This window comes from Mycolicibacterium thermoresistibile, assembly GCF_900187065.1.
Classification (GTDB): Bacteria; Actinomycetota; Actinomycetes; order Mycobacteriales; family Mycobacteriaceae; genus Mycobacterium; species Mycobacterium thermoresistibile.
Map to the genome: position 1 here is coordinate 576,920 of NZ_LT906483.1, position 25,161 is coordinate 602,080.

The window sequence follows — 25,161 nt, forward strand, 5'->3', positions numbered from 1 at the left end:
CGGTCGGGGTGTCAGCCCTTCTGGTTTGAAGAGCGTCCGGGAGCAGCCGGACGGGCTGCGGACCGGGGTTCAGTTTACGGGGCGCCGTTTGCGGTCGGTTCGCATAACCGTGTCCGACCGGCATAACCGCACGCCACAAAGGCTTTCCGGGGCGTCCGTCGTGACCGGGATCACCGGCCGGCGGCGAAGGCCCGCAGCGCCTGCACCTGCGCCGGGTCCAGCGACGGCCGCACCGTCTCCCGGGCGCGGGCGACGTCGGCGGCCGTGACGTCGGCGGCATCGATCGAGCGCCGCATCGCGGTCAGTGCGGCCTCCCGCAGCAGCGCCACACAGTCCGCGGCGCTGTAGCCGTCCAGTTCGGCGGCCAACGCGTCCAGGTCGACCGCGTCCGGTCCCTCGGTGGCCAACGGAATCGATTTGCCGGCGGTGGCCAGAATCTCGCGGCGGGCCGCGGCGTCCGGCGGCTCGACGAACACCAGCCGCTCCAGCCGGCCCGGGCGCAGCAGCGCCGGATCGATCAGATCCGGGCGGTTGGTGGCGCCGAGGACCACCACATCGCGCAGCGGTTCGATGCCGTCCAGTTCGGTCAGCAGCGACGCCACCACCCGGTCGGTCACCCCGGAGTCGACGCTCTGCCCGCGCCGCGGCGCCAGCGCGTCGATCTCGTCGAGGAACACCAGCGACGGGGCCGAGGCCCGGGCCCGCTGGAACAGTTCCCGCACCGCCTTCTCGCTGGAGCCGACCCACTTGTCCATCAGCTCGGCACCCTTGACCGCGTGCACCGACAGCCGGCCGGTGCTGGCCAGTGCGCGCACCACGAACGTCTTCCCGCAGCCGGGCGGGCCGTACAGCAGCACCCCGCGCGGCGGCTGCACCCCGAGCCGGGCGAACGTGTCCGGATGCTGCAGCGGCCACAACACCGCCTCGGTGAGCGCCTGCTTGGTCTCGGCCATGTCGCCGACGTCGTCGAACGTGACCGAGCCGACCGCGACCTCCTCGGTGGCCGAACGGGACAGCGGCCGGATGACGCTCAGCGCGCCGAGCAGATCCTGCTGCCGCAACACCGGGGCCGCGCCGGTGGCGCTGGCCCGCGCGGCGGCCCGCAACGCGGCCTCCCGGATCAGCGCCTGCAGATCGGCGATCACGAAACCCGGTGTGCGGTCCGCGATCTCGGAGAGCCGGAGATCCTCGCTGGGCACGTTCCGCAGCAGCACCGCCAGCTGCTGTTCCCGGATCGCGGCGTCCGGCAGGGGCAGGCCGAGTTCCCGGTCGCACACCTCGGGGGCGCGCAGCCGGGTGTCCACCGCGTCCGGCACCGCCGAGGTGGCGATGAACGCCACCCCCCGGGTCGCCACCGCATCGCGCAGTTCGGCGAGGATCGCGGTGGCGACCGGTTCGGCCGGCCGGTCGGCGGACTGCGGCAGCAGCGCGTCGACATCGGTGATCAGCAGCACCCCGCCGCCGTCGCGGACCGTGGCGACCGTCTCGGAGACCCGGCGCAACCGTTCCTCGGCCGGCAGTGCGCCGATCTCCGGGCCGTCCAGTTCGACCAGCCGCCGGTGCGCGCACACCACCCGCACCAGGGTGGCCTTGCCGACCCCGTGCGGCCCGGACACCAGCACGCCCAGATGCGGTGTGGCGCCGAGCGTCTCCAGGAGTTCCGGCTCGTCCAGGGCGAGTTTGAGCCATTCGGTGAGCCGTTCGGCCTGACTCTGCGCGCCCTTGAGGTCCTCGACGGTGAAGTCCGGCCGGGCCCGTCCGGGGCCGGGTGGCCGGGCGGGAGCGGCCGTGCCGGTGCCGTGGGTCCCGGTGCCGTGGGTCCCGGTGCCGTGGGTGCCGGTGCTGTCGGCCCAGGCGACCACGGAATTGGGTTGCACGCTGACCGGCCCGGGCGGGTCGACCGCGGTGACGGTCAGCAGTTCCGACGTCCAGGTGATGCCGACCGACGCCGCCAGCGCCGTGGTCGCCGCCGAGGTGGAGGTGCCGGGGCCGAGGTCGCGGGGCAGCAGCGAGACGGTGTCGCCCACCGTCATCACCTTGCCCAACAGCGCCTGGCGCAGCGTCGCCGGTGAGATCGACCCGCTGGCCAGCCGGGACCCGGCGACGGTGACCGAACGGGCCCCGTAGACCGTCACCGGGGCGACCAGTACCGGGGCGTCCTCCACCAGCCCGGCGTTGGACAGGGTCACATCGTCGAGCAGGGCGGTGCCGACCGGGGTGCCCGGCGGTGCGTGCCCGACCACCGCGGCCGTGGTGCGGGAGCCGGTGAGCGACACCGCATCCCACTCGCGCAGACCGAGCGCCGCGATCGCCTCGGGATGCAGCCGCACCACACCGCGCCGGGAGTCCAGCGCGGAGGTGTTCAACCGCGCGGTCAACCGCAGCTGGTTCAGCTCCGGCTCCGGGACGTCTGTCGTCACGGTCACGACCTCGGCGGCTTGCGCAGACCGAGCCGGGCCATCGACCGCCGGTGCGGATGCGGCCGCCGGGCCCGCCGGATCGCCCGGCGTGCCGCGCGCCGCTCCCGCGGCTGCTCGCTCCACGCCTCCGGATGCGCGGCCAGCCAGCGCTTGCTGCGCACCGCGAACGGGATGTGCAGCACGTAGGCCACGATGATCACCATGATCACGATGTAGCCGTACTGGATCGCCGCGGCCACCCCGATCGCCAGCAGGGCCAGCAACGGCGCCACCATGTTCGCCGGCACCGCGAAGGTGTGGATCTTGCGCATCGGGATGGCGCTGATCACCAGCAGCGAGACACCGACCATCCAGACCGACACCGCCCACTCCGACGTCCACCAGCCGTCGCCGAACTGCATCTTGGCCGCCAGCGGTCCGATCGCGCCGATCGCCCCGGCGGGGGCGGGCATCCCGGTGAAGAACTCCTTGGCGTACTCGGGCTGATCGACGTCGAGCAGCGCGTTGAACCGGGCCAACCGCAGCACGATGCACACCGCATACAGCAGCACCACGATCCAGCCGACCTGCGAATCCGGCAACAGCGTCCAGTACACGATGAACGCCGGCGCCACACCGAAGTTCACCGCGTCGGCCAGCGAGTCGATCTCCTCGCCCATCTTCGAGGTGGCGTTGAGCATCCGGGCGATGCGGCCGTCCAGCGCGTCGAGGATCGCCGCCACGGCCAGCAGCGCCAGCGCCGGGGTGATGCTGCCGTCGTGGGCGAATTTCACCGAGGTCAGCGCCAGGCAGATGGCGGCCACCGTCATCCCGCTGGGCAGCACCAGCTTCAGCCCGGGCGGTCGTTTGAGGCGCGGCTTCATCGGGGCAACTCGGCCAGAACGGTCTCGCCGCCGACGGCGCGCTGATCGGATTCGACGAGCACGGTGGCTCCTTCGGGGACGTAGGTGTCGAGCCGGGACCCGAACCGGATCAGCCCGTAGGTCTGCCCGACGGTCAGCTTGTCACCGGCGGTGGCGTCGCAGACGATGCGGCGGGCCAGCAGGCCGGCGATCTGGACCACCGCGATGTCGACCCCGTCGGGGGTGCGGATCCACATGCTGTTGCGTTCGTTGTCGGTGCTGGCGCGCCCGCGGTCGGCCGATCCGAACTCCCCCGGCCGGTGCACCACCGCGACGACCTCGCCGCCGATCGGGGCCCGTTGCACGTGCACGTCGAACAGCGACAGGAAGATGCTGATCCGGGTCATCGGGGCGGCCGGCATGCCCAGCTCCTCCGGCGGCGTCACCCGGTCGATCAGGGTGATCCGCCCGTCGGCCGGGGCGACGACCACGCCGGGCCGGCTCGGTGGGGTGCGGGGCGGGTGCCGGAAGAACAGCGCGCAGGCGCCGGCGGCGGTGAGCCCGGCGGTCCGCAGCCACCTGCGGCGCCGACCCGCGGCGGCTAGGCCGAGCCCGCCTGCGACGAACGGTAGGCCGGCCGGATGCATCGGGGGAACAGTGCTTCTGACCAGGTCGACGAGCCGGGAGAGTTCGCTGCTCGCAGGGCTGTCAGAGTCGACCGAGGGTCGCGGGGGTCTGGCCATCGATCGGATTCTACGTCCGGGCCACCGACGCCGGTCCGACCGTCGGCGGCCGTTCAGCAGCCGGACAGATCCCAGATGGTGACCTCGGTTCCGGCGGCGATCCGGGTGGTGTCCTCGTCGATCTCCAGCAGGCAGTTCGCCGAGGCCAGCCAGCGCAGATGGTGGGATGCCGGTGGTCCGTAGCTGGTGACCGTGCCGGCCTCGGCGTCGTACCGGCCGCGGCGGAACTGCCGTTTGCCCCCCGGCGACGTCAGATCCTCCGCCAGCACCGCGGTCAGGCGGGGCCGTCGCGGGTGCGGCAGCCGCATCGCGGCGCGCAGCGGTTCGCGGACGAACACCTCGAAGGACACCAGGGCGCTGACCGGGTTGCCCGGCAGCGTGATGATCGGGATGCCGGACAGCCGGCCGGCGCCCTGCGGCATCCCCGGCTGCATCGCGACCTTCACGAACTCCACATCGTCCCCGAGGGAGTCCTTGACCACCTCATAGGCGCCGGCACTGACCCCTCCGGTGGTGATGATCAGGTCGGCGTCGGCGGTGTGCCGGTCCAGCGCGGAATGGAAGGTGTGCACATCGTCCCCGGTCATCGGGGTGGCCACCACGTGTCCGCCGGCGTCGCGGATGGCGGCGGCGAGCATCACCGCATTGGATTCGTAGATCTGGCCCGGGCGCAGCGGGGTGCCGGCCGCGACCAGTTCCGATCCGGTCGACATCACCAGCACCCGTGGCCGCGGCACCACCGGCAGGGTGCTCAGCCCCAGCGCGGCGGCCAGTCCGAGCATCGGCGGGGTGACCACCTGACCGGCCCGCAGCACGGTGGTGCCGGCGGTGACGTCCTCGCCGGCCCGCCGGATGTGCTTGCCGGGTTCCACGGCCGCCCGGATGACGACGGTGTCGGTACCGCCGTCGGTGGCCTCCACCGGCACCACCGCGGTGGCCCGGGCGGGCAGCGGGGCGCCGGTCATGATCCGGTGTGCGGTACCGGGTTTCAGCACCAGCCGGTCGGTGCGGCCGGCCGGGATGTCCTCGGCCACCGGCAGGTGCACCGGATTCTGCGGGCTCGCGCCGGCCACATCCTCGGCGAGGACGGCGTACCCGTCCATCGCCGAGTTGTCGAAGCCGGGCAGCGACAGCGGCGCGGTGACGTCGTCGGCCAGCACCAGGCCGAGCGCATCGTCCAGCGGCACGATGCTCGGTGGACGGGTGGTGATCAGATCGGCGACGACCCGCCGATGCTCAGCAACAGATCGCATGACTCCCTAGACCGGAAAGGTGACGCCGGTCAGCTCCTCGGACACGGTCCACAGCCGGCGTTGAATGTCCTCGTCACGTGACTTCGCACTCGATCCGACCAGCACCGGGTGCCCGCGGATCTCCTGGAAACCGTCCGGACCGTAGTACTGCCCGCCCTTCACCTCCGGATCGGTGGCGGCGCGCAGCGTGGCCAGCGCGCCGACCGCCGGGCTGTTGGTCAGCAAGCCGGCCAGCAGCGACACCCCGGGCAGCCGGGCGCCGGGGATGTACCGCGTCAGTTCGGTGTTGGACACCCCGGGGTGCGCGGCCACGGAGATCGTCGGTGCGTTCTTCGCGCTGAGCCGGCGCTGCAGCTCGTAGGCGAACATCAGGTTGGCCAGTTTGGACTGTCCGTACGCCGCGACCCGGTGGTAGCCGCGCTCCCACTGCAGATCGTCGAAGTGGATGTCGGCCATGTTGCGGTGGGCGATGCTCGCGACGGTCACCACGCGCGACCCGTCGACCGGGAGGATGTTGTCGAGCAGTTGGCCGGTCAACGCGAAGTGACCCAGATGGTTGGTGCCGAACTGCAACTCGAAGCCGTCGCGGGTGGTCTGCCTCGGCGGGTACATCACCCCGGCGTTGTTGATCAGCAGATCGATCCGCGGATACCCGGCCCGCAGGTCGTCGGCGGCCCGGCGGATGTTGTCCAGCGAGGTCAGGTCCAACTGCCGCACCGTGACGTCGGCGTGCGGGGCGGCGGCGGTGATCCGGTCGGCGGCCCGCCTGCCCTTGTCGGGGTCGCGGACGGCCAGCACCACATGCGCGCCCTTCTCGGCGAGCACCTTGGCGGTCTCGAAGCCCAGCCCGGTGTTCGCGCCGGTGATCACCGCCGTCCGGCCGGTCTGATCGGGCACATCGCGCGCGGTCCACTTACCCGTCATGGTGCAAACACTAGTCACTTGGGCATGCTCGAACCATGGACAATGCGGCTGGGCCGTCTCCCGGGCCCTCATCCGGACCCCCGTCACGACCCGCGTCGGGGACACTGCTGACCCTGCACGACCCGGCGAATCCGCCGAGCCGCAAGGCGCCCGCGGTGTGGGCGCTGGGTGCGGCCGTCCCGTGGTCGATGATCATCGTCGGCCAGCTGGTGTGGTGGGTGGCCGACGGCCGGATGCCGTGGCTGCACGCGCTGGCGGCGGTCGCGACAGTGTTCGGGGTGCTGGCGTTCGTGGTGGTCGCACCGTTGTGGCGGTACCGGGTGCACCGGTGGGACATCGACGAGCGGGCGGTGTACACCCGCACCGGTTGGGTGACCCAGGAACGGCGGATCGCGCCGATCTCACGGGTCCAGACCGTCGACACCTACCGCGGGCCGCTGGACCAGTTGTTCGGGCTGTCCAACGTCACGGTGACCACCGCGTCATCGGCCGGGGCGGTGCGCATCGTCGCGCTGGACGCCGACGTCGCCGACCGGATCGTCGCGTATCTGACCGACGTCGCCGCCATCGGTTCCGAGGACGCCACATGACCGAGCCCGTGACCGGCCCCACCCGGGCCGATCAGGTGTGGCACCGGCTCAGCCCGCGGATGCTGTTGGTGCATCCGATCCACGAGGTGCTGCGGCAGGTGCCGCTGCTGGTGGGGACGCTGATCGTGGGGTCGGCCACCGGGAACCCGGTGTGGCTGATCGTGGCGCTGGTGGGCACCGTCGGCGTCGGTGTCGCCCGGTGGTTCACCACCACCTACCGCATCGACACCGAGGAGGTGCAGCTGCGCACCGGGCTGCTGCGCAGGACGGTACTGGCGGTGCCGCGCAACCGGATTCGCTCGGTGTCCACCGAGGCCCGACTGCTGCACCGGATGCTGGGGCTCACCGTGCTGCGGGTCAGCACCGGGCAGGCGGCCACCGGTGACACCGAATTCGAACTCGACGCGGTCCCCGCCACCGAGGTGCCCCGGTTGCGGGCGATCCTGCTGGCCGAATCGCTGACCGCTCCCGGGCAGCCGGAGCAGGCGGCGCCCACCGGGCGGATCCTGGCGCGCTGGCAGCCGTCCTGGTTGTGGTACAGCGCGCTGAGCTTCACCGGGCTGGCGATGATCCTGGCCGCCGTCGGGGTGGTGTCCCAGTTGGGGATCGACCCCGAGGTGCTGCAGGATTCGGAGTTGGCCGAGTCCGGACTCGACATCGCGCAGCGGCTGGGGGCGGCCGTGACCGTGGTGCTGGTGGCGGTCGTGGTGCTGGTGGCCTCGGTGTTGTTGTCTGTGCTCCGGTCGTTGCTGACCTACGGAAACCTGGTGCTGCGCCGTGACTTTGATGTGCTTCATCTGCAGCACGGTCTGCTCAGGTTGCGGGAGAACACCTTTGACATGCGCCGGCTGCGCGGCGGCACATTGCGGGAACCGTTGCTGGTCCGGCTGTTCGGCGGCGCCCGGCTGGACGCGGTGATGACCGGTGTGGGCGGGGCGGGGGAGGCGTCGCTGCTGCTGCCGCCGTGCCCGGCATCGACCGCCCGGTCGGTGCTGGCCGATCTGGTCGAGCGACCGGAGGCGGTGACCGGGCCGCTGTACGGGCACGGCCCGGCGGCGGCCCGGCGGCGGTGGTTCCGGGCGCTGGCGTTGCCGGTGGTGACACTGGCCGCGCTCCTGGCCGGGGCGGCGCAGGGGCTGCTGCCGGGCTGGGTGTGGGTGGCCTGGGTGGCGCTGACGGCCGGTTGTGTGGCACTGGCCGTCGACCGGGTCCGCTCGCTCGGCCACCGGGTGGTGGACGGCTGGCTGGTGGCCCGGGCCGGCAGCATCGAACGCCGCCGGGACTGTCTGGATGCGGAGGGCATCATCGGCTGGACCGTGCGGCAGACGTTCTTCCAGCGCCGGGCCGGGGTGGCGACGCTGATCGCGGCGACCGCCGCCGGCGCCAAACGCTACGAGGTGCTCGACGTGCCGGTGGAGTGGGCGTGGGCGATCGCCGGGGCGGCGACACCATGGGTGGGCGAGACCACCTGGGCGCGCCGTTGACGCGGTTCGGCTTGCGAACCGGTCATTGCGGTTTACTGTCGCACCATGGCGATCGGTGGCGTGCTGTTCGACATCGACGGGGTGCTGGTGACATCCTGGCGGCCGATACCCGGTGCCGCGGAAACGTTGCGCACGTTGGCCGATCATCAGATCGCGCGGTCCTACCTGACCAACACCACCACCCGGACCCGCGCGCAGATCGCCGAACTGCTCACCGGCGCCGGGATGCCGGTGACCGCCGACGAGGTGATCACCGCGGCGGCGCTGACCGCCGAGTACGTGCGTGAGCAGTACCCGGGGGCGCGGTGCTTCCTGGTCAACAGCGGACGCATCGCCGAGGACATGCCCGGGCTGGACCTGGTGTACTCCACCGACTTCGACGGGCCCAGAGCGCCGGAGACCCCCGACGTGGTGCTGCTCGGCGGCGCCGGGCCGGAGTTCACCCACCTGACGCTCAGCTGGGTCTACGACTGGATGTCGCAGGGCGTTCCGGTGGTCGCGATGCACCGCAGCACGGCATGGACCACCACCGACGGACTGCGGATCGACACCGGCATGTACCTGATCGGCATGGAGGAGGCCTCTGGCCGCAAGGCCACCGCGGTCGGGAAGCCGGCGCCCGAGGGCTTCCTCGCCGCCGCCCACCGGCTCGGCGTGGACCCGGAGGAGATGTACATGATCGGCGACGATCTGCACAACGACGTGCTCGCCGCTCAGGTGGTCGGGATGACGGGGGTGCTGGTGCGCACCGGGAAGTTCCGGCAGGAAACCCTCGACCGTTGGGCCGCAGACGAATTCGCGATGCAGCCCAACCACGTCATCGACTCGGTGGCCGACCTGCCCGGACTGCTCGGCCTCTAGGTCAGTTTTCGGACCGCCTCGATGCGGGCCTGCAGCTGTTCGGTGGTCGCCGCGGCCACCGGCGGGCCGCCGCAGATGCGGCGCAGCTCGTTGTGGATCCAACCGTGTGGCTTACCGGTGCGGTGGTGGGCGATCGACACCAGCGTGTTGAGCTCGCGGCGCAGCTCCCGCAGCCGACTGTGGGTGGACGCGTCGCGGGCCGGGGCCGGCGGCCCGTTGGCGGTGCGTTTGGTGAGCTGCTCCTCCTGCCGGCGCCGCAGCAGCTCACGCATCTGCTCGGCGTCCAGCAACCCGGGGATGCCGAGGTAGTCGGCCTCCTCCTCACTGCCCGCCGGGGTGGCGGTGCCGAACGAGGCCCCGTCGAAGATCAGCTGATCCAGCTCGGCCTCGGCGCCCAGCGCCTCGTAGCCGTTGTCCAGCTCGGTCTTCTCGTCCTTGGTCCGGGCGGCATCCCGGAGCAGATCGTCGTCCAGCCCGTCGGACTCCCGGTGCGGTTTGCCCAGCACATGGTTGCGCTGCGCCTCCAACTCGCTGGCCAGCAGCAGCAGGTTGGGCACCGACGGCAGGAAGATGCTGGCGGTCTCACCGGGCCGGCGGGACCGGACGAACCGGCCGATCACCTGGGCGAAGAACAACGGCGTCGACGCGCTGGTGGCGTACACCCCGACCGACAGCCGCGGCACGTCGACACCCTCCGAGACCATCCGCACCGCCACCAGCCAGCGGCTGGTTCCCGCGGAGTACTCGCTGATGCGGTCCGAGGCGCCCGGATCGTCGGAGAGCACCACGGTCGGCTGCTCACCGGTGATCTGGTGCAGCAGTTTCGCGTAGGCGCGGGCGCTGGTCTGGTCGGAGGCGATGATCATGCCGCCGGCGTCGGGCACATGCCGGCGCTTCTGCTGCAACCGCTTGTCGGCGGCCGCGATCACCGCCGGCATCCAGTCGCCGGCCGGGTTGAGCGCGGTGCGCCAGGCGCGGGCGGTCTGCTCGGCGCTCAGTGGTTCGCCCAGCCGTGCGGAGTACTCCTCACCGGCGCTGTCGCGCCAGCGCGCCTCTCCGGAATAGGCCAGGAACACCACCGGGCGGACCACGCCGTCGGCCAGCGCGTCGGCATAGCCGTAGACGTAGTCGGCGCGGGAGCGCAGGAACCCGTTCTCGTCGGGCTCGTAGGTGACGAACGGGATCGGGCTGTCGTCGCTGCGGAACGGGGTGCCGGTCAGCGCCAGCCGTCGGGTGGCGTCGCTGAACGCCTCCAGCATCGCCTCGCCCCAGCTCTTGTTGTCCCCGCCGTGGTGGATCTCGTCGAAGATCACCAGCGTCCTGCGGTTCTCGGTGCGCACCCGGTGCCGGGTGGGGTGACTGGCCACCTGGGCATAGGTGATGACGACCCCGTGGTATTCCGACGACGTCTGCGCGTCGGAGTTGCTGAACCGGGGGTCCAGCGCGATGCCGTGGCTCTCCGCCGCGGCGGCCCACTGGAACTTGAGGTGCTCTGTCGGCACCACCACGGTGACCGTGTCCACGGTGCGGTCGCTCAGCAGCTCCGCGGCGATCCGCAGGGCGAACGTCGTCTTACCCGCACCGGGGGTGGCGACCGCCAGGAAGTCGCGAGGTTTGGCGGTCAGATACTTGACCAGCGCCTTACGCTGCCAGCCCCGCAATGCCCGGGTGCTGGGCGCCGCTTCAGCCCGCACCCGAGCCCTCCTTTCTGACCGGAATGCAGTTTAGGCCAAGGCGTTCCGCGGATGCATCTCGCGTGGCGTGTCGGACGGGGTGTCGCGCACACCGCTCGGCCCACCGCTCAGAACGGGGGCGGGTCGTCTCCTGGTGGTGGTATCGGCGCGCGGGTGGTGGCGGCCCCGGAGAGTGGGCCGAGAACTTCCGCCAACTTCGCATCGGCAGCGAGGTTGGCGAGCCGGTTGGCCTCGCGTTCGGCTTTGATGCGGCCGGCTTCGTCGTCGGCGCGGGTGCGTCGGCGCCGGGGCATGCCCAGCCCACGGGCCGGGGATTCGGGCCCGTCGGGCGTGGTCGCCGGGGTCTGCGGGACCGGGGTGGCGGTGTTCCATTCCGGGAAGATCAGGTGGGCGCCCGGGACGTGGCGGTAGCGGGCTCCGTGCGGGCTGGTCCAGGTCAGGGTGCCGTCCGCGGCCTGGGCGACCTGCCAGCCGGCGAAGGTCTTCGCCAGATGGTGGGTGCGGCAGAAGCAGCCGGTGTTGCCGGCGTGGGTGGGCCCGTTCGGCCAGGGAATGCGGTGGTCGATGTCGCAGCGTTCCGCGGGGGCGTTGCAGCCAGGGAAGCAGCAGGTCATGTCCCGGGCCCGAACGAACCGGGCCAGGGTCGCCGACGGCCGGTACCGGGGTTCGATGTCGGCCGGCGGGGATTCGAGGGCGGTGATCTTGGCTCCGGTGCGTACCAGTTCGGCCAGCAGCGGTCCGGGCACGAAGGGCCCGCCCAGCACTACCGCCTTCCCGCCCGGTTTCGGCGGCGGCGGTGTGGGTGACGGTGTGGGTGGCTTTGTGGGTGGCGGTGTGGATGGCGCAGTGGTGGCGGCCGCTTTGTCCGGTCCGGGACGGCAGGGCGCCGTGTGGGGCTTGTTTCGGGTGTGTCTCGTCCGGCCCCCGGGGCGATGCGGGTTGGCGGCGGCGATCATCTCGGAGATCTGCTCGGGGGTGTAGGTGTGGGTCCAGTCGGCCTGCGGGGTGAAGATCCACGTCGGCGGCTGCTGTGCGTCGAGCCACGGGGTGCCGATGCTGGGCTGGGTCGCGGCCTCGTGGACGGCGGCTTCGATGGCATCCTGGTCGGCCAGCACGTGGATGACCACCGATGACGCCCGCGTGCGGTCGACCACCTCGGCGTCGCCGACGCGTTGGCGGCATTCGGGCCGGTTGCAGCGGCACGGCAGGTGATCGCCCCGGTTGGTCAGCACGTTCATCGCATCCGAGCGGCGTTCACCGACCGTGCGTGGGTCTTCCGGGCACACCGTCGACACCAATTCGTCGATGGTGCGGTCGAGCAGGGCTGCATCCGCCGAGTGCATGCTGCCGTAGAGGCTGGTGGTGCCGGTCCGGTCGTCGGGTTTGCCGAACTGGATGTCACGGCGCTTGGCGGTCTGATGCACCTTGCGGGTGGCGTCGGGGTCGTGAGCGGCGATCGCGGAGTCGATGGCCTGCTCCAGAGCGGCATCCGACAGGCGGCCCCAGCCGCCGCGCACCCCGGCCGCTTCGGCGGCGGCCACCAGCGCCGCGTCGACGGCGGCGGCCGCCTCGGGCGCCACCAGGTAGGTGCGCCAGCAGATCACCGAGGCGATCCGTTCGGAGATGGCGCCCGAACGCAGGAGTTCGGCAACCCCGGGGAGCCGTTGGCGCAACGCCTTGGCCAGGTGGATCTGTGCGCCGGCACGACGCGCGCTGATTCCCAGCGCGGCGCCGACCTCGGCCGCGGTGGCGGCGAACCCGTCGAACACGGCAAGGGGATCGGCGGCGGCGAGATTCCGGTCCAGCAGCTCGGCTATCGCCGCCAGCCTGGTTTCCGCCGCGGCGGCCTCGGCGCGGGCAGCAGCAGTGATCGTCGCGACCAGGGCGGCGGTGTCGGCCGCGGCGAGGTCATGTCGATCAACTGCTTCAAACATGTGTTCGATACTAATGTGCCCCACCGACAAGGCGCTGCGAAACGGGTGTCCACCGACCGCACGCGTTTCGTCCGCACGCGTGGGCGCCGATGGTACGCACCGCGTTGAGTGGTTTGCCGACCCGGTCATGCCAACCCCGGCCGTGCCGTCAGACCTGCACCGATTCGCCGGCGGCCGCAGCGACGCCCGGCGCCGCGGCCGCGTCGCGGGGACGGCCGTGTGGAGGGCCATACGCAAGGAATGCTCAAGCAGCGACAATGGCGGCGTCGGCCATAAGCGCAGCCCCCGGCGGCGACCTTGCACTCGGCATGGGCGAGTGCTAAGAATGCAGTTGGCACTCGCGAACGGCGAGTGCTAGGTCGGGACGGTGAGGCACCGGGCCGCATTGCGGAGCACACCCGAGCCGTCCGTCGCGGGCACTGCACCCGGCCGAGAGACGTGCATCCCCTAGTCGGAGGAACACTTCGCAATGGCCAAGCAAATTGCGTATGACGAAGAGGCCCGGCGCGGCCTCGAGCGGGGGCTCAACGCCCTCGCCGACGCGGTAAAGGTGACGTTGGGGCCCAAGGGTCGCAACGTCGTTCTGGAGAAGAAGTGGGGTGCTCCCACGATCACCAACGACGGCGTGTCCATCGCCAAGGAGATCGAGCTGGAGGACCCCTACGAGAAGATCGGCGCTGAGCTGGTCAAGGAAGTCGCCAAGAAGACCGACGACGTCGCCGGCGACGGCACCACCACCGCCACCGTCCTGGCTCAGGCGCTGGTGAAGGAAGGTTTGCGCAACGTCGCGGCCGGGGCCAACCCGCTCGCTCTGAAGCGCGGCATCGAAGCCGCTGTCGAGAAGGTCACCGAGACCCTGCTCAAGTCGGCCAAGGAGGTCGAGACCAAGGAGCAGATCGCCAACACCGCCGCGATCTCGGCCGGCGACCAGCAGATCGGTGAGCTGATCGCCGAGGCGATGGACAAGGTCGGCAACGAGGGTGTCATCACCGTCGAGGAGTCGCAGACCTTCGGTCTGCAGCTCGAGCTCACCGAGGGTATGCGCTTCGACAAGGGCTACATCTCGGGGTACTTCGTGACCGACGCGGAGCGGCAGGAAGCCGTTCTGGAGGATCCCTACATCCTGCTGGTCAGCTCGAAGGTCTCGACCGTCAAGGATCTGCTGCCGCTGCTGGAGAAGGTCATCCAGTCCGGCAAGCCGCTGCTGATCATCGCCGAGGACGTCGAAGGCGAGGCGCTGTCGACCCTGGTCGTCAACAAGATCCGCGGCACCTTCAAGTCGGTCGCCGTCAAGGCCCCGGGCTTCGGTGACCGCCGCAAGGCGATGCTGCAGGACATGGCGATCCTGACCGGCGGCCAGGTGATCAGCGAAGAGGTCGGCCTGTCGCTGGAGACCGCCGACATCTCGCTGCTCGGCCAGGCCCGCAAGGTCGTCGTCACCAAGGACGAGACCACCATCGTCGAGGGCGCCGGTGACCCGGACGCCATCGCCGGCCGGGTCGCCCAGATCCGCCAGGAGATCGAGAACAGCGACTCCGACTACGACCGCGAGAAGCTGCAGGAGCGGCTGGCCAAGCTGGCCGGCGGCGTCGCGGTGATCAAGGCCGGAGCCGCCACCGAGGTGGAGCTCAAGGAGCGCAAGCACCGCATCGAGGACGCGGTGCGCAACGCCAAGGCCGCCGTGGAGGAGGGCATCGTCGCCGGTGGCGGTGTGTCCCTGCTGCAGGCCGCCCCGGTGCTCGACGAGCTCAAGCTCGAGGGCGACGAGGCCACCGGTGTGAACATCGTGCGTGTCGCGCTGGAGGCCCCGCTGAAGCAGATCGCCGCCAACTCGGGCCTGGAGCCCGGTGTGGTCGCCGAGAAGGTGCGCAACCTCGAAGCCGGTAAGGGCCTCAACGCCGCGACCGGCGAGTACGAGGACCTGCTCGCCGCCGGTGTCGCCGACCCGGTGAAGGTGACCCGCTCGGCGCTGCAGAACGCGGCGTCGATCGCGGCGCTGTTCCTGACCACCGAGGCCGTCGTGGCCGACAAGCCGGAGAAGGCGGCCGCTCCCGCGGGCGACCCGACCGGCGGTATGGGTGGCATGGACTTCTGAGTCAGTCCGTCAATCGGAAAAGCCCGGCCTGTCCGCAGGCCGGGCTTTTTCGTGTCCGCACCGGAGCCGGTGCTAGAGCCGGTGCAGGGGAGCCGGACGCAACGCCGTCGTGGCCACGACGCTGATCAGCGCGGTCGCCACCAGGTAGCCGCAGGCCAGCCACGGCGCTCCGCCGGCGGCGGCGATCAGGGCGGTCAGGATCATCGGCGTCACCCCGGAGGCGAAGATCCCGGAGAGCTGATACACCGTCGACAGCCCGGTGTAGCGGATCCGGGCCGGGAACAGCGAGGCGTACAACGTGCCCTGCGCGCCGTAGAACAACGCGTGGATCACCCCGAACACCAGCAGCATGCCCAGCGTGTAGAAGACGATCTCGCCGGTGCCGAACAGCGCGAACACCGGGAACACCGCGAGCGCGTAGGCGGTGATGCCGATGGTGTAGATCCGCTTGGCGCCGAACCGATCGGTGAGCACACCCGACACCGGCAGCAGCACCGCCATCAGCAGTGCGGCGGCGGTGACGGCAACCAGCACCGGCACTTTCGCCAGCCCCAGTGTGGTGGTGGCGTAGGCGATGGCGAACACGCCCCAGGTGTTGAACGCCGCGCCCTCGCCCCAGCGGGACAGCAACCCGAGCAGCGTCGAGCGCAGCACCGGCGGACGGAACACGTCACGCAGCGGCACGGCGGCCCGGTCGCCGGTGTCGCGGACCCGCTGGAAAGCGGGAGTCTCGGTGGCGCGCAACCGGACCACGACACCGAAGACCACCAACACGATGCTGAGCAGGAACGCGATCCGCCAACCGTAGGTCAGGAACGCGTCATCGGGAAGGGCGATCTGCAGCAGCGCGAACACCCCGGTACCCAGCGCCAGCCCCAACGCCAGACCGATCTGCGGAATGCTGCCGCACAACCCCCGTCGCCGCGGCGGACCGTGTTCGACCGCGAGCAGCACCGCTCCGGCCCACTCCCCGCCGAGCGCGAAGCCCTGCACAATTCTCAACAGCAGCAACAGGATCGGGGCGAGCGCGCCGATCTGGGCGGCAGTGGGCAGCACCCCCATCAGCGCGGTCGCGCCGCCCATCAGCACCATGGTCAGCGCCAGCGTCCTCTTCCGCCCGATCCGGTCCCCGACATGGCCGAACACCACGCCGCCGATCGGCCGGACCACGAAACCCACCGCGAACGTCGCGAACGACAACATGGTCCCGACGAACGTGGACTGGTCCGGGAAGAACGCGTGGTTGAAGACCAGGCCGGCGGCGGTCGCGTAGAGGAAGAAGTCGTACCACTCGATGGTGGTGCCGACGAGGCTGGCCCACAACGCCGTGCGGGCCTGCGGAGTGACCGCGGAGTCGTCGTCGTGGTGGGGCGCCACCGGTGCGTCGAGGAGAGTCACGGCATTCAGTAACGCCGAACCGGGCGGATGGGCATACGGTTGCACGCGCCGTGATTCGAACCCGCCGGCCGCTGGGATAGGCTCCGATGCCTGGGCGCGACAGGTGCCGTCGCGCGCAGCTTCGAATGTTTCAGCAGGAAGGACAGGACTCGGTGAACACCCTGCGCCGGTTGGCGTTGTTGCTGATCGCGCTGCTGCCGCTCGCGGTGGCGACGGCGTGCGGATCCTCCCCGGATTCCGACTCCGGAGCCGCCGGCAGCCCGCAACGCATCATCTCGCTGAGCCCGTCGGCCACCGAGACGCTGTGGGCCATCGGCGCCGGTGAGCAGGTGATCGCGGTCGACGGGCAGTCCAACTTTCCGCCCGAGGTGCCGACCCAGGACGATCTGTCCGGATACACCCCCAACGTCGAGGCGATCATCGGCTACGAGCCCGACCTGGTGATCACCGCCGACGCCCCCGACGAGCTGGTGTCCGGACTCGAGGCCGCCGGCATCGAACTGCTGTCCCAGCCCGCGCCGTCCACGCTGGACGAGGCCTACGCCCAGATCGAGCAGATCGGCGCCGCGACCGGACGCATCGGCGACGCCGCGGAACTGGTCGCGCAGATGCGCGAGCGGATCGCCGACGTCGTCGACAACACCCCGGCGACCGACCTGACCTACTACCACGAACTGGATCCGACGTTGTTCAGCGCCGCCGGCTCGTCGTTCATCGGGGAGGTCTACGGTCTGTTCGGCCTGCGCAACATCGCCGACGAGGTCGGCGACGGGGTGGCGGCGGACGCCTATCCGCAGCTGTCCGAGGAGTTCATCGTCACCGCGAACCCGGATCTGATCTTCCTGGCCGATGTGCAGTGCTGCGGGGTGACCGCGGCGTCGGTGGCGAACCGGGCCGGATGGGCCGAGGTGGCCGCCGTGCGGGAAGGACGCATCTACGAGCTCGACGCCGACATCGCCAGCCGCTGGGGTCCCCGGGTGGTGGACATGGTCGAGCAGATCGGCAGTGTGCTGACCGAGGTCGAGGCTGTCCCGGCGCAGAACTGACCGCCGCCGCTGGGCCACCGCCGCGGCGGTGCTCGGCGTGTTCGGCGCGGCCGCGCTCGCGATTCTGGTCGGACCCGCCGATCTGCCCGCCCGCGGGGTGCTGGGGGCGCTGCTCGACGCGCTGCCCGGTGTCGACGTCGACCACGGGCTGACCGCCGCCCAGCACGCGGTGCTGTGGCAGATCCGGTTGCCGCGGGTGGTGCTCGGGGCGCTGGTCGGCGCCACGCTGGCGGTGGCCGGGGCCGCCTATCAGGGCGTGTTCCGCAATCCGCTGGCCGACCCCTACCTGCTGGGGGTGTCCAGCGGCGCCGGGCTGGGCGCCACCGCGGTGATCGTATTCGGCGCCTCGGCAAGCGTTTTCGCGGTTCCGGCGGCCGCGTTCATCGGCGGTGTCGCGGCGGTGACGGCCACCTACCTGCTGGGACGCGGGGTGGGCGGCGGCCGCACCGAGGTGGTCATCATCCTCGCCGGGGTCGCCGTCGCCGCATTCGCCAACGCCGGGCAGACCTTCCTGCAACAGCGCTACGACGACACCATGCGACAGGTGTACAGCTGGCTGCTCGGCCGGCTCGGCACCAACGGCTGGACCGAGGTCGCGGTCGCGCTGCCCTATGTGGTGGTGACGATCGGGGTGCTGCTGTTGTTCAGCCGGATCCTCGATGTGATGGCGGTCGGGGATCTGGAGGCCGCCAGCCTCGGTGTGGATCCGCGGCGGGTGCGGCTGCTGCTGGTCGCCGTCGCCACCCTGGGCACCGCCGCGGTGGTCAGCGTCAGCGGCCTGATCGGCTTCGTCGGGATCGTGGTGCCGCACGCCGTGCGGCTGCTGGTGGGACCCGGCCACCGGCTGCTGCTGCCGCTGTCGGTGCTGTGCGGTGCGGCGTTCCTGATGCTGGCCGATGTGCTGGCCCGGTGGGCGCTGGCGCCGGCCGAGTTGCCGATCGGTGTGGTGACCGCGGCGATCGGCGCACCGTTCTTCCTGGTGGTGTTGCGGCGCAGCAGGAGAATGTCGTGACGGCCGCGGTGACGTGCACCGGGCTCACCGTGGCACGTCGCGGCGCCACCGTGCTCGAGGGCGTCGATCTCGTTGTGCGGCAGGGAGAATGGGTCAGCATCGTCGGACCCAACGGTGCCGGCAAGACCACCCTGCTGCATGTGCTGGCCGGGTTGCTGCCGGGTGGCGGCGACACCCGGCTGACCGGGAGGGTGCGGGTCGCCGGGCTCGACCCGCAGGCCCAACGGCGCCGGCAGGTCGCCGCGGCGATCGCGTTGATGCCGCAACGGCCCACCGTTCCGGACGGGGTGCGGGTCGCCGAACTGGTCATGCTCGGCCGCACCCCGCATCTACGGCCGTTCGCGATGCCGTCGGCCGCCGACCGGCAGGTGGTGCGCGAGGCCATCGTCCGGCTCGACCTGCAGCCGGTCGCCGACCGGTTGGTTACCGAATTGTCCGGCGGCGAACTGCAGCGGGTGATGCTGGCCCGCGCGCTGGCGCAACGACCGTCGGTGCTGATCCTCGACGAGCCCACCAGCGCGCTGGACGTCGGCCATCAACAGCAGGTGCTCGAACTGGTCGACACGCTGCGCCGCACCGAGCGCATCACCGTCGTCGCCGCCATGCACGACCTCACGCTGGCCGGGCAGTACGCCGAGCGGATGGTGATGCTCGCGGCCGGACGGGTGGTGGCCGACGGCACTCCGGCCGAGGTGCTGACCGTCGAGCGGATCGCGCAGGTGTATCAGGCACGGGTGGAGGTCATCGACCGCAACGGCGGCGTCGCGGTGCTGCCGGTCCGCGATCGGGGTGTCTCGTGACCGGCGGGGACCCGGGCGGCGGCATGGAGGTGGTGCTGTTGGGCACCGGCAGCGCCGACGGCTGGCCCAACCCGTTCTGCGGCTGCCGGTCGTGCCGGTGGGCGTCGGCGGTCGGTGAGATCCGCGGGCAGACCGCCGCGCTCGTCGACGGTGCCGTGCTGATCGACTGCGGACCCGAGACACCGCGCGGCGCACTGCGTTACGGACGCACCCTGGCCGGGGTGCGGCACATCCTGTGCACCCACGCAGACTTCGACCATCTCGATCCCGCCGCGCTGCTGATGCGGCACTGGGCCGGCCGTACGGAACCCCTGCAGGTCCACGGGCCGGCCGCGGTGGTGTCGCGGTGCCGCGACTGGGTGGGCCCCGACGATCCGGTGGTGTTCCACGATGTGGCTCCCGGTGACGAACTGATTCTGTCCGACACCGGCCACACGGTACGGGTGCTGGCGGCCGCGCACACCGACGCCCTCGGCGGTGCCGCCGTGCTCTACGACATCGCCCGCGCCGGAACCCGGATGCTGTGGGCCACCGATACCGGACCGCTGCCCGACCCCACCCACGCCGCGATCGCCGGCGCCCGATACGACGCGGTGTTCCTGGACCAGACCTTCGGCCCGCACACGGATCACGGCACCGATCACCACGATCTGCCGGCCTTCGCCGCCACGGTGGCCCGGATGCGCGGATCCGGTGCGGTGCACCGGGACACCGAGATCATCGCGGTGCACCTCAGTCATCACAATCCGCCCGGTGACGAGCTGGCGCAGGCCCTGGCCGCCAGCGGCGCCCGGCCGGGACGCGATGGCGAGGTCGTGCGGCTCGGCGGCTCGACCCGCCCCGTCGGGGCGACCCGCACCCTGGTGCTCGGCGGGGTGCGGTCGGGCAAGTCGGTGTACGCCGAATCGCTGCTCGCCGGTCAGCCACGGGTGACCTATGTGGCCACCGGCAGCAGCGATCCCGATGACACCGAATGGGCCGAGCGGGTGCGCCGGCACCGGGCGCGGCGCCCGGCGACCTGGCGGACTGTCGAAACAACCGAAGCCGCGGCGGAACTGCGTGCCGCGACCACGCCGGTGCTGGTGGACTGCCTGGGGACCTGGCTGACGGGCCGGATCGACCGGCACCGCGGATGGGATCGCGGGGAGCTCGACGCCGTGCACAGTGACATCGACGACGACATCGACGACCTGGTGGCGGCGTGGCGGCGGTGTGCGGTGCCGGCGGTCGCGGTGAGCAATGAGGTCGGCAGCGGAGTCGTTCCGGACACCGCCGCCGGACGGTTGTTCCGCGATCTGCTCGGCGTGCTGAACATGCGCATCGCCGCGGTCAGCGACCGGGTCGTGCTGATGGTCGCCGGTGTCCCGGTGCCGTTACCGCGCGCGGACCTCAGCTCGCCTTGAACACCACACAGTCGTGCAGGCAACCGCTCTCGGCCGCGGCGGAGCCGGGGACGGCCCGGCGGTGCAGCAGCGCCTTGGCCGGGATGATCCGCAGCCGGCCGTCGCCGCCGGGTTCGGCTGTGCCGTCGACCAGAAGGGCGTATCCGCCGGTCTCGCGGGGCGGCCAGAGCAGCGTGACATCGGGGTGCCGGTCGACGTTGGCGCTGGTGCGGCCGCCGACCTCACCGATCTCGAACACCCCGTCGACCAGGGCGGGTTCGACGGCCACCGTGTGCGGTGCGGGGCCGTCGCCCACGGTGATCAGGAAGGCCTGATCGAAATCGGCCAGCGCCTCGGCGAGCCGGGGCAGGTCCACGCCGCTCATCCCGCCACCTTCGGGGCGGGTTGACGGCCGCGCACCAGCGTGCCCGGCCGGGCGTCGGTCGGCACCCCGTTCTCGGCGATGATGTGCCCCGACACCACGGTGGCGACGTACCCGTCGGCCCGCTGATCGAGCCGGCGGCCACCGGACGGAAGGTCGTGCAGGATCACCGGTCGATGCAACCGCAGCGCCGCATGGTCGATGACATTCAGATCGGCCTTGTAGCCCACCGCGATCCGGCCGCGATCCCCGAAACCGGCCACCCGGGCCGGCACCGAGGTCAGCGCGCGCACCGCTTCGGCGACGGTCAGCCGGCCGGATGCGCGGTCCCGCGCCCAGTGAGCCAGCAGGAAGGTGGGATAGCTTGCGTCGCAGATCATCCCGTAGTGGGCGCCGCCGTCGCCGAGCCCGAGTACCACGTCGTCGCGGCGCATCCACTGCCCGACGGTGTCCAGGGAGTTGTTCTCGTAATTGCCCATGGCGATCAGCAACATGGCGTGCCCGTCGTCGTCGAGCAACCGGTCATACGCCTCCTCCAGTGGGCTGACCCCACGCGCCCGCGCCCGGGCCGCGATGCTGGTCGAGGCGTCCGGTTCGTAGTCGGGCTGCTCACCCAACGGGTAGATCCAGTCCCAGGCCTGGGTCATGAAGAACAGCGGATGCCCGTCACCGGCCGGCTTGTCATTCAGAATGCGTTCGCGCACTTCGGGTTTACGCATCTCGGCGACCTGCTGCGGCAATGGCAGGCCGGCGATCTCCCGGTAGCTGGGATACATGACGAACGGGTTGGCCGACAGCTCCAGGCTCATCACCATCCCGATGGGGCGCGGGAACACCTGGGCCGTCACCGCCGGCGCCGCCCCGCCCGCGGCCGCGTTGAACTTCTCCACCAGGTTCAGCGCCTGCGGCCAGGTCGGTTCCCCGGCGTTCCCGGTCAGCAGCGAGAACGTCACGGGCAGACCGGTTTCAGCACCCACCTCGAAGACCTGACGCAGCACCGACTCGTAGCCGCCGGCCGGGATGTCCGGCACGAACTGCAACAGGCCCCCGCCGGCGTCGGCCACCCCGCGGGCGATCGCGGCGATCTCCTCCTGGGCGGCGTCGTAGGTGGGGATCGGCGACCCGCTCTCGGTCTTGTGCAGGGCGAACCGCGAGGAGGCGAAGCCCAGCGCACCGGCGGCGACGGCCTCGGCGGCCAGCGCCCGCATCCGCTCCAGATCGTCGGGAGTGGCGGGCTCCCGGTCCACCCCGCGCCGGCCCATCACGTACACCCGTAGCGGGGAGTGCGGCAGATACGCGGCCACATCGATGTCGCGGGGGCGGGACGCCACCGCGTCGAGATACTGCGGGAAGGTCTCCCAGGTCCACGGCAGCCCCTCGGCCATCACCACGCCGGGGATGTCCTCCACCCCGGCCATCACATCGACCAGCACGTCGTGATCCTCGGGGCGGCAGGGCGCGAAACCGACACCGCAATTGCCCATCAGCGCGGTGGTCACCCCGTGCGCCGACGACGGATTCAACCGGTCCGACCAGATCGACTGCCCGTCGTAGTGGGTGTGCAGGTCGATGAAGCCGGGGGTGACGAGCAGACCGGTGGCGTCGATCTCCCGGCGCCCGGAACCGTCGGCCGTGCCGACCGCGACGATGACACCGTCGGCGACCGCGACGTCGCCGGTGAAGGGCTCCCCGCCGAGACCGTCGACGATCGTGCCGTTGCGGATGACCAGATCGAAAGTCATACGCCGAATCTACGACGAATTCCTAGGATGGCGGTGTGATCGACCACCTGGGAATCAACTGCGCCGACTTCGCGAAGTCCACCGAGTTCTACGACAAGGTGCTCGGGGTGCTGGGCTACACCCGGCAGCTCGACTACGAGGTCGCGATCGGCTACGGCCGCGACGGCAGACCCTCGTTCTGGATCGCCGACGCGTCCGCGGGCGACGTGACCGGACCCAACCGCGAGGTGCACGTGGCGTTCCGGGCGGACGACGAGGCGTCGGTGCAGGCGTTCTACCGCACCGCGCTGGCGCTGGGGGCCGAACCGCTGCACGAGCCCCGGCTGTGGCCCGAGTACCACCCGGGCTACTACGGCGCGTTCGTGCGCGATCCGGACGGCAACAACGTCGAAGCGGTTTTTCACGGCGCAACTCCACAGGATTGACGGCCGTGGCCGGGTAGCGTCGAACCATGGCTGATCGCGATGCGCAGGCGGCCCGTGAGCTGCTGCGCGACCTGTTCACCCGGCAGATGGAGCACGTCGAGAACCTCACCGACGAGCTGACCGACGAGTTGGCGCTGTTCCGGCCGACCGCATCGGCCAACAGCATCGCCTGGCTGATCTGGCACAGCGCCCGGATCCACGACGCCCAGCTGTGCGCGATCGCCGGGATCGAACAGGTGTGGACGCGCGACGGCTGGGTGGACCGGTTCGGCCTCGACCTGCCGCTCGACGACACCGGCTACGGCCACGACGCCGACGCCGTCGGGCGGGTCCGGGCGTCGGCCGATCTGCTGGCCGGCTACTACCACGCGGTCTACAAGGTGACGTTGGAGTACCTCGCGTCGCTGACCGTCGAGGAACTCGACCGGGTCGTCGACCGGAACTGGAACCCGCCGGTGACCGCCGGGGTGCGGCTGGTCAGCATCATCGACGACTGCGCGCAACACCTCGGTCAGGCCGCCTACATCCGGGGCATAGCCAGCTGATTTGACGGGTGTCAAACCCAGCTGCGACCTGCGTCACACCGATGGTTAGCATGGAACCATGACCGCGACATCCGGCGTCGACGCCACCGAAACCGCCACCATCCGCAATCCGGCGACCGGGGGCGTCGCCGGTGAGGTCCGCTGGACGGATCCAGCCGACGTACCCCGCATCACCGCCGGACTGCGCGAGGCGCAGCGCCACTGGGAGGCGCGGGGCCCCAAGGGCCGGGCGAAGGTCCTGGCCCGCTACGCGGTGTGGCTCGGCGAGCACCGCGACGAGATCGAGCGGCTGCTGATCGCCGAAACGGGCAAATCCGCGGTGGACGCCGCCCAGGAGGTGCCGCTGATCCTGATGATCACCTCCTACTACATCAAGACGATGGAGAAGGCGCTGGCACCGGAGACCCGGCCCGCGTCCATGCCGCTGCTGAAGATCAAGAAGATCACCGTGCACCACCGGCCCCGTCCAGTGGTCGGCGTGATCGCCCCGTGGAACTATCCGGTGGCCAATGCGCTGATGGACGCGATAGGCGCGCTCGCCGCCGGATGTGCGGTGCTGCTCAAACCGTCCGAACGCACCCCGCTGACCGCCGAGTTGCTGCTGCGCGGCTGGCTGGAATCGGGTGCGCCCGAGGTGTTCGCCCTGGCGCAGGGGGCCCGCGAGGTGTCCGAGGCGGTCGTCGACAACGCCGATTTCATCCAGTTCACCGGCTCCACCGCCACCGGCATCAAGGTGATGGAACGTGCCGCCCGGCGGCTCACCCCGGTGAGCCTGGAGCTGGGCGGCAAGGATCCGATGATCGTGCTCGAGGACGCCGACATCGAACTGGCCGCCAACGCCGCGGTGTGGGGGGCGATGTTCAACGCCGGACAGACGTGTGTGTCGGTGGAGCGGGTCTACGTCCTCGCACCCGTCTACGAGCAGTTCGTCGCGGCGGTGGTCCGTGCGGTGGAGAAGCTCGAGGTCGGGGCCGGTGAGGGCCGGCACTTCGGGGCGCTGATCGACGAGAGCCAGCTCGCGGTGACCGAACGGCACGTCGCCGATGCGGTGGCCCGCGGCGCGAAGGTGCTGACCGGGGGCCGGCGCAAGGACGGGCCGGGCTGCTTCTACGAGCCCACCGTGCTGGTCGACGTCGACCATTCGATGATGTGCATGACCGAGGAGACCTTCGGCCCGACCCTGCCGATCATGAAGGTCTCCAGCGTGGCCGAGGCGGTCCGGCTGGCCAACGACACCCCGTACGGCCTGTCCGGGTCGGTGTTCTCCCAGGACGTCGAGCGGGCCCGCGAGATCGCACTGCAGCTGGATTGCGGTGCGGTCAACATCAACGACGTCATCTCCAACCTGATGGCCACCACCGCACCGATGGGCGGCTGGAAGACCTCGGGCATCGGGGCTCGCTTCGGTGGGCCCGAGGGGCTGCGCAAGTACTGCCGCGTCGAGACCGTGGTGGAGCCGCGCACCGGCATCGGCGCCGGCGGCACCTACTACAACAACTCGTTCAAGTCGCTCGGCATGATGAACAAGCTGCTGACCAGGATGGCGCTGGTCCGTCCGCGGCGGCTGGCCAAGTAGGTCAGTACGCTGC

General features: G+C 71.0%; 21 protein-coding genes. 11 read left to right on the forward strand and 10 right to left on the reverse strand.

Going from position 1 to position 25,161, the window contains the following annotated elements; translation table 11 throughout:
• Positions 1 to 170 precede the first annotated feature (170 nt).
• From CKW28_RS02600 to CKW28_RS02620, 5 genes are read right to left on the reverse strand one after another with little or no spacing between them, the layout of a single operon-like run.
• Positions 171 to 2,426, reverse strand: coding sequence for an AAA family ATPase (locus tag CKW28_RS02600; protein ID WP_003926618.1), 2,256 nt, complete (start codon positions 2,424 to 2,426; stop codon positions 171 to 173).
• A complete protein-coding gene (gene pssA / locus CKW28_RS02605) occupies positions 2,423 to 3,283 on the reverse strand; it encodes a CDP-diacylglycerol--serine O-phosphatidyltransferase (RefSeq protein ID WP_003926617.1) in 861 nt (286 codons plus the stop codon). Before pssA ends, CKW28_RS02600 begins: the two co-directional genes overlap by 4 nt.
• Positions 3,280 to 4,005, reverse strand: a complete 726-nt coding sequence (locus tag CKW28_RS02610; protein WP_081475538.1) for a phosphatidylserine decarboxylase — start codon at positions 4,003 to 4,005, stop codon at positions 3,280 to 3,282. The genes pssA and CKW28_RS02610 overlap by 4 nt, the downstream gene beginning before the upstream one ends.
• Positions 4,006 to 4,058: 53 nt before the next feature.
• Positions 4,059 to 5,258, reverse strand: a complete 1,200-nt coding sequence (moeA, locus tag CKW28_RS02615; RefSeq protein ID WP_040547255.1) for a molybdopterin molybdotransferase MoeA — start codon at positions 5,256 to 5,258, stop codon at positions 4,059 to 4,061.
• 6 nt (positions 5,259 to 5,264) lie between these two features.
• On the reverse strand, positions 5,265 to 6,182 hold the full coding sequence (locus tag CKW28_RS02620) for an SDR family NAD(P)-dependent oxidoreductase (protein WP_040547253.1): 918 nt from the start codon (positions 6,180 to 6,182) through the stop codon (positions 5,265 to 5,267).
• Positions 6,183 to 6,289: 107 nt separating this feature from the next.
• Here CKW28_RS02620 and CKW28_RS02625 point away from each other — a divergent pair, with 107 nt between their 5' ends.
• The 3 genes from CKW28_RS02625 to CKW28_RS02635 are packed head-to-tail and all read left to right on the forward strand — an operon-like array spanning position 6,290 to position 9,117.
• Positions 6,290 to 6,772 carry a PH domain-containing protein gene (locus tag CKW28_RS02625; RefSeq protein ID WP_040547741.1) on the forward strand — a complete coding sequence of 161 codons (483 nt, stop codon included), beginning with the start codon at positions 6,290 to 6,292 and terminating at the stop codon, positions 6,770 to 6,772.
• Positions 6,769 to 8,256, forward strand: a complete 1,488-nt coding sequence (locus CKW28_RS02630; RefSeq protein WP_003926612.1) for a PH domain-containing protein — start codon at positions 6,769 to 6,771, stop codon at positions 8,254 to 8,256. The genes CKW28_RS02625 and CKW28_RS02630 overlap by 4 nt, the downstream gene beginning before the upstream one ends.
• A 45-nt stretch (positions 8,257 to 8,301) precedes the next feature.
• Positions 8,302 to 9,117, forward strand: coding sequence for an HAD-IIA family hydrolase (locus tag CKW28_RS02635; RefSeq protein WP_003926611.1), 816 nt, complete (start codon positions 8,302 to 8,304; stop codon positions 9,115 to 9,117).
• On the opposite strand, the gene CKW28_RS02640 is transcribed toward CKW28_RS02635, so the two are convergent.
• Both CKW28_RS02640 and CKW28_RS02645 read right to left on the reverse strand, forming a co-directional pair.
• Positions 9,114 to 10,811, reverse strand: coding sequence for a DEAD/DEAH box helicase (locus tag CKW28_RS02640; RefSeq protein ID WP_003926610.1), 1,698 nt, complete (start codon positions 10,809 to 10,811; stop codon positions 9,114 to 9,116). The two genes, CKW28_RS02635 and CKW28_RS02640, sit on opposite strands and share 4 nt — an antisense overlap.
• Positions 10,812 to 10,918: 107 nt before the next feature.
• Complete coding sequence (locus tag CKW28_RS02645) at positions 10,919 to 12,745, reverse strand: HNH endonuclease signature motif containing protein (RefSeq protein WP_003926609.1); 1,827 nt, start codon at positions 12,743 to 12,745, stop codon at positions 10,919 to 10,921.
• 469 nt (positions 12,746 to 13,214) lie between these two features.
• Here CKW28_RS02645 and groL point away from each other — a divergent pair, with 469 nt between their 5' ends.
• Positions 13,215 to 14,840, forward strand: a complete 1,626-nt coding sequence (gene groL, locus CKW28_RS02650) for a chaperonin GroEL (RefSeq protein ID WP_003926608.1) — start codon at positions 13,215 to 13,217, stop codon at positions 14,838 to 14,840.
• Between the two features lie 72 nt (positions 14,841 to 14,912).
• On the opposite strand, the gene CKW28_RS02655 is transcribed toward groL, so the two are convergent.
• Entirely contained in the window at positions 14,913 to 16,238 is a 1,326-nt protein-coding gene (locus CKW28_RS02655) for an MFS transporter (RefSeq protein ID WP_003926607.1), read from the reverse strand.
• Positions 16,239 to 16,363: 125 nt separating this feature from the next.
• Here CKW28_RS02655 and CKW28_RS02660 point away from each other — a divergent pair, with 125 nt between their 5' ends.
• The 4 genes from CKW28_RS02660 to cobU are packed head-to-tail and all read left to right on the forward strand — an operon-like array spanning position 16,364 to position 20,499.
• On the forward strand, positions 16,364 to 17,284 hold the full coding sequence (locus tag CKW28_RS02660; protein WP_003926606.1) for an ABC transporter substrate-binding protein: 921 nt from the start codon (positions 16,364 to 16,366) through the stop codon (positions 17,282 to 17,284).
• A 28-nt stretch (positions 17,285 to 17,312) separates the two neighbouring features.
• Positions 17,313 to 18,296 carry a FecCD family ABC transporter permease gene (locus CKW28_RS02665; protein ID WP_003926605.1) on the forward strand — a complete coding sequence of 328 codons (984 nt, stop codon included), beginning with the start codon at positions 17,313 to 17,315 and terminating at the stop codon, positions 18,294 to 18,296.
• On the forward strand, positions 18,293 to 19,096 hold the full coding sequence (locus CKW28_RS02670; protein ID WP_003926604.1) for an ABC transporter ATP-binding protein: 804 nt from the start codon (positions 18,293 to 18,295) through the stop codon (positions 19,094 to 19,096). The genes CKW28_RS02665 and CKW28_RS02670 overlap by 4 nt, the downstream gene beginning before the upstream one ends.
• A 23-nt stretch (positions 19,097 to 19,119) precedes the next feature.
• Entirely contained in the window at positions 19,120 to 20,499 is a 1,380-nt protein-coding gene (gene cobU, locus CKW28_RS02675) for a bifunctional adenosylcobinamide kinase/adenosylcobinamide-phosphate guanylyltransferase (RefSeq protein ID WP_040547739.1), read from the forward strand.
• On the opposite strand, the gene CKW28_RS02680 is transcribed toward cobU, so the two are convergent.
• Together CKW28_RS02680 and CKW28_RS02685 are read right to left on the reverse strand one after the other, a co-directional pair.
• Positions 20,486 to 20,863, reverse strand: a complete 378-nt coding sequence (locus CKW28_RS02680) for a hypothetical protein (protein WP_003926602.1) — start codon at positions 20,861 to 20,863, stop codon at positions 20,486 to 20,488. The genes cobU and CKW28_RS02680 overlap by 14 nt on opposite strands.
• The gene (locus CKW28_RS02685) at positions 20,860 to 22,602 is read right to left on the reverse strand and encodes an N-acyl-D-amino-acid deacylase family protein (RefSeq protein WP_003926601.1); all 1,743 of its coding nucleotides are present in this window, start codon (positions 22,600 to 22,602) and stop codon (positions 20,860 to 20,862) included. Before CKW28_RS02685 ends, CKW28_RS02680 begins: the two co-directional genes overlap by 4 nt.
• Before the next feature lie 35 nt (positions 22,603 to 22,637).
• Between CKW28_RS02685 and CKW28_RS02690 the strand changes: the two genes are divergently transcribed.
• From CKW28_RS02690 to CKW28_RS02700, 3 genes are read left to right on the forward strand one after another with little or no spacing between them, the layout of a single operon-like run.
• A complete protein-coding gene (locus CKW28_RS02690; protein ID WP_003926600.1) occupies positions 22,638 to 23,027 on the forward strand; it encodes a VOC family protein in 390 nt (129 codons plus the stop codon).
• 26 nt (positions 23,028 to 23,053) lie between these two features.
• Complete coding sequence (locus CKW28_RS02695; RefSeq protein WP_003926599.1) at positions 23,054 to 23,572, forward strand: mycothiol transferase; 519 nt, start codon at positions 23,054 to 23,056, stop codon at positions 23,570 to 23,572.
• 58 nt (positions 23,573 to 23,630) lie between these two features.
• Positions 23,631 to 25,148: an aldehyde dehydrogenase family protein gene (locus CKW28_RS02700; protein ID WP_003926598.1), complete on the forward strand. Its 1,518-nt coding sequence runs from the start codon at positions 23,631 to 23,633 to the stop codon at positions 25,146 to 25,148.
• Positions 25,149 to 25,161: the final 13 nt, after the last annotated feature.

Coding starts and splice junctions, on each gene's coding strand:
- CKW28_RS02645 (WP_003926609.1), bottom strand. CDS start 12,745: ATGTTTGAAGCAGTTGATCGACATGACCTCGCCGCGGCCGACACCGCC.
- CKW28_RS02635 (WP_003926611.1), top strand. CDS start 8,302: ATGGCGATCGGTGGCGTGCTGTTCGACATCGACGGGGTGCTGGTGACA.
- pssA (WP_003926617.1), bottom strand. CDS start 3,283: ATGAAGCCGCGCCTCAAACGACCGCCCGGGCTGAAGCTGGTGCTGCCC.
- CKW28_RS02630 (WP_003926612.1), top strand. CDS start 6,769: ATGACCGAGCCCGTGACCGGCCCCACCCGGGCCGATCAGGTGTGGCAC.
- CKW28_RS02620 (WP_040547253.1), bottom strand. CDS start 6,182: ATGACGGGTAAGTGGACCGCGCGCGATGTGCCCGATCAGACCGGCCGG.
- CKW28_RS02685 (WP_003926601.1), bottom strand. CDS start 22,602: ATGACTTTCGATCTGGTCATCCGCAACGGCACGATCGTCGACGGTCTC.
- CKW28_RS02680 (WP_003926602.1), bottom strand. CDS start 20,863: ATGAGCGGCGTGGACCTGCCCCGGCTCGCCGAGGCGCTGGCCGATTTC.
- cobU (WP_040547739.1), top strand. CDS start 19,120: ATGGAGGTGGTGCTGTTGGGCACCGGCAGCGCCGACGGCTGGCCCAAC.
- moeA (WP_040547255.1), bottom strand. CDS start 5,258: ATGCGATCTGTTGCTGAGCATCGGCGGGTCGTCGCCGATCTGATCACC.
- groL (WP_003926608.1), top strand. CDS start 13,215: ATGGCCAAGCAAATTGCGTATGACGAAGAGGCCCGGCGCGGCCTCGAG.
- CKW28_RS02695 (WP_003926599.1), top strand. CDS start 23,054: ATGGCTGATCGCGATGCGCAGGCGGCCCGTGAGCTGCTGCGCGACCTG.
- CKW28_RS02610 (WP_081475538.1), bottom strand. CDS start 4,005: ATGGCCAGACCCCCGCGACCCTCGGTCGACTCTGACAGCCCTGCGAGC.
- CKW28_RS02660 (WP_003926606.1), top strand. CDS start 16,364: ATGTTTCAGCAGGAAGGACAGGACTCGGTGAACACCCTGCGCCGGTTG.
- CKW28_RS02700 (WP_003926598.1), top strand. CDS start 23,631: ATGACCGCGACATCCGGCGTCGACGCCACCGAAACCGCCACCATCCGC.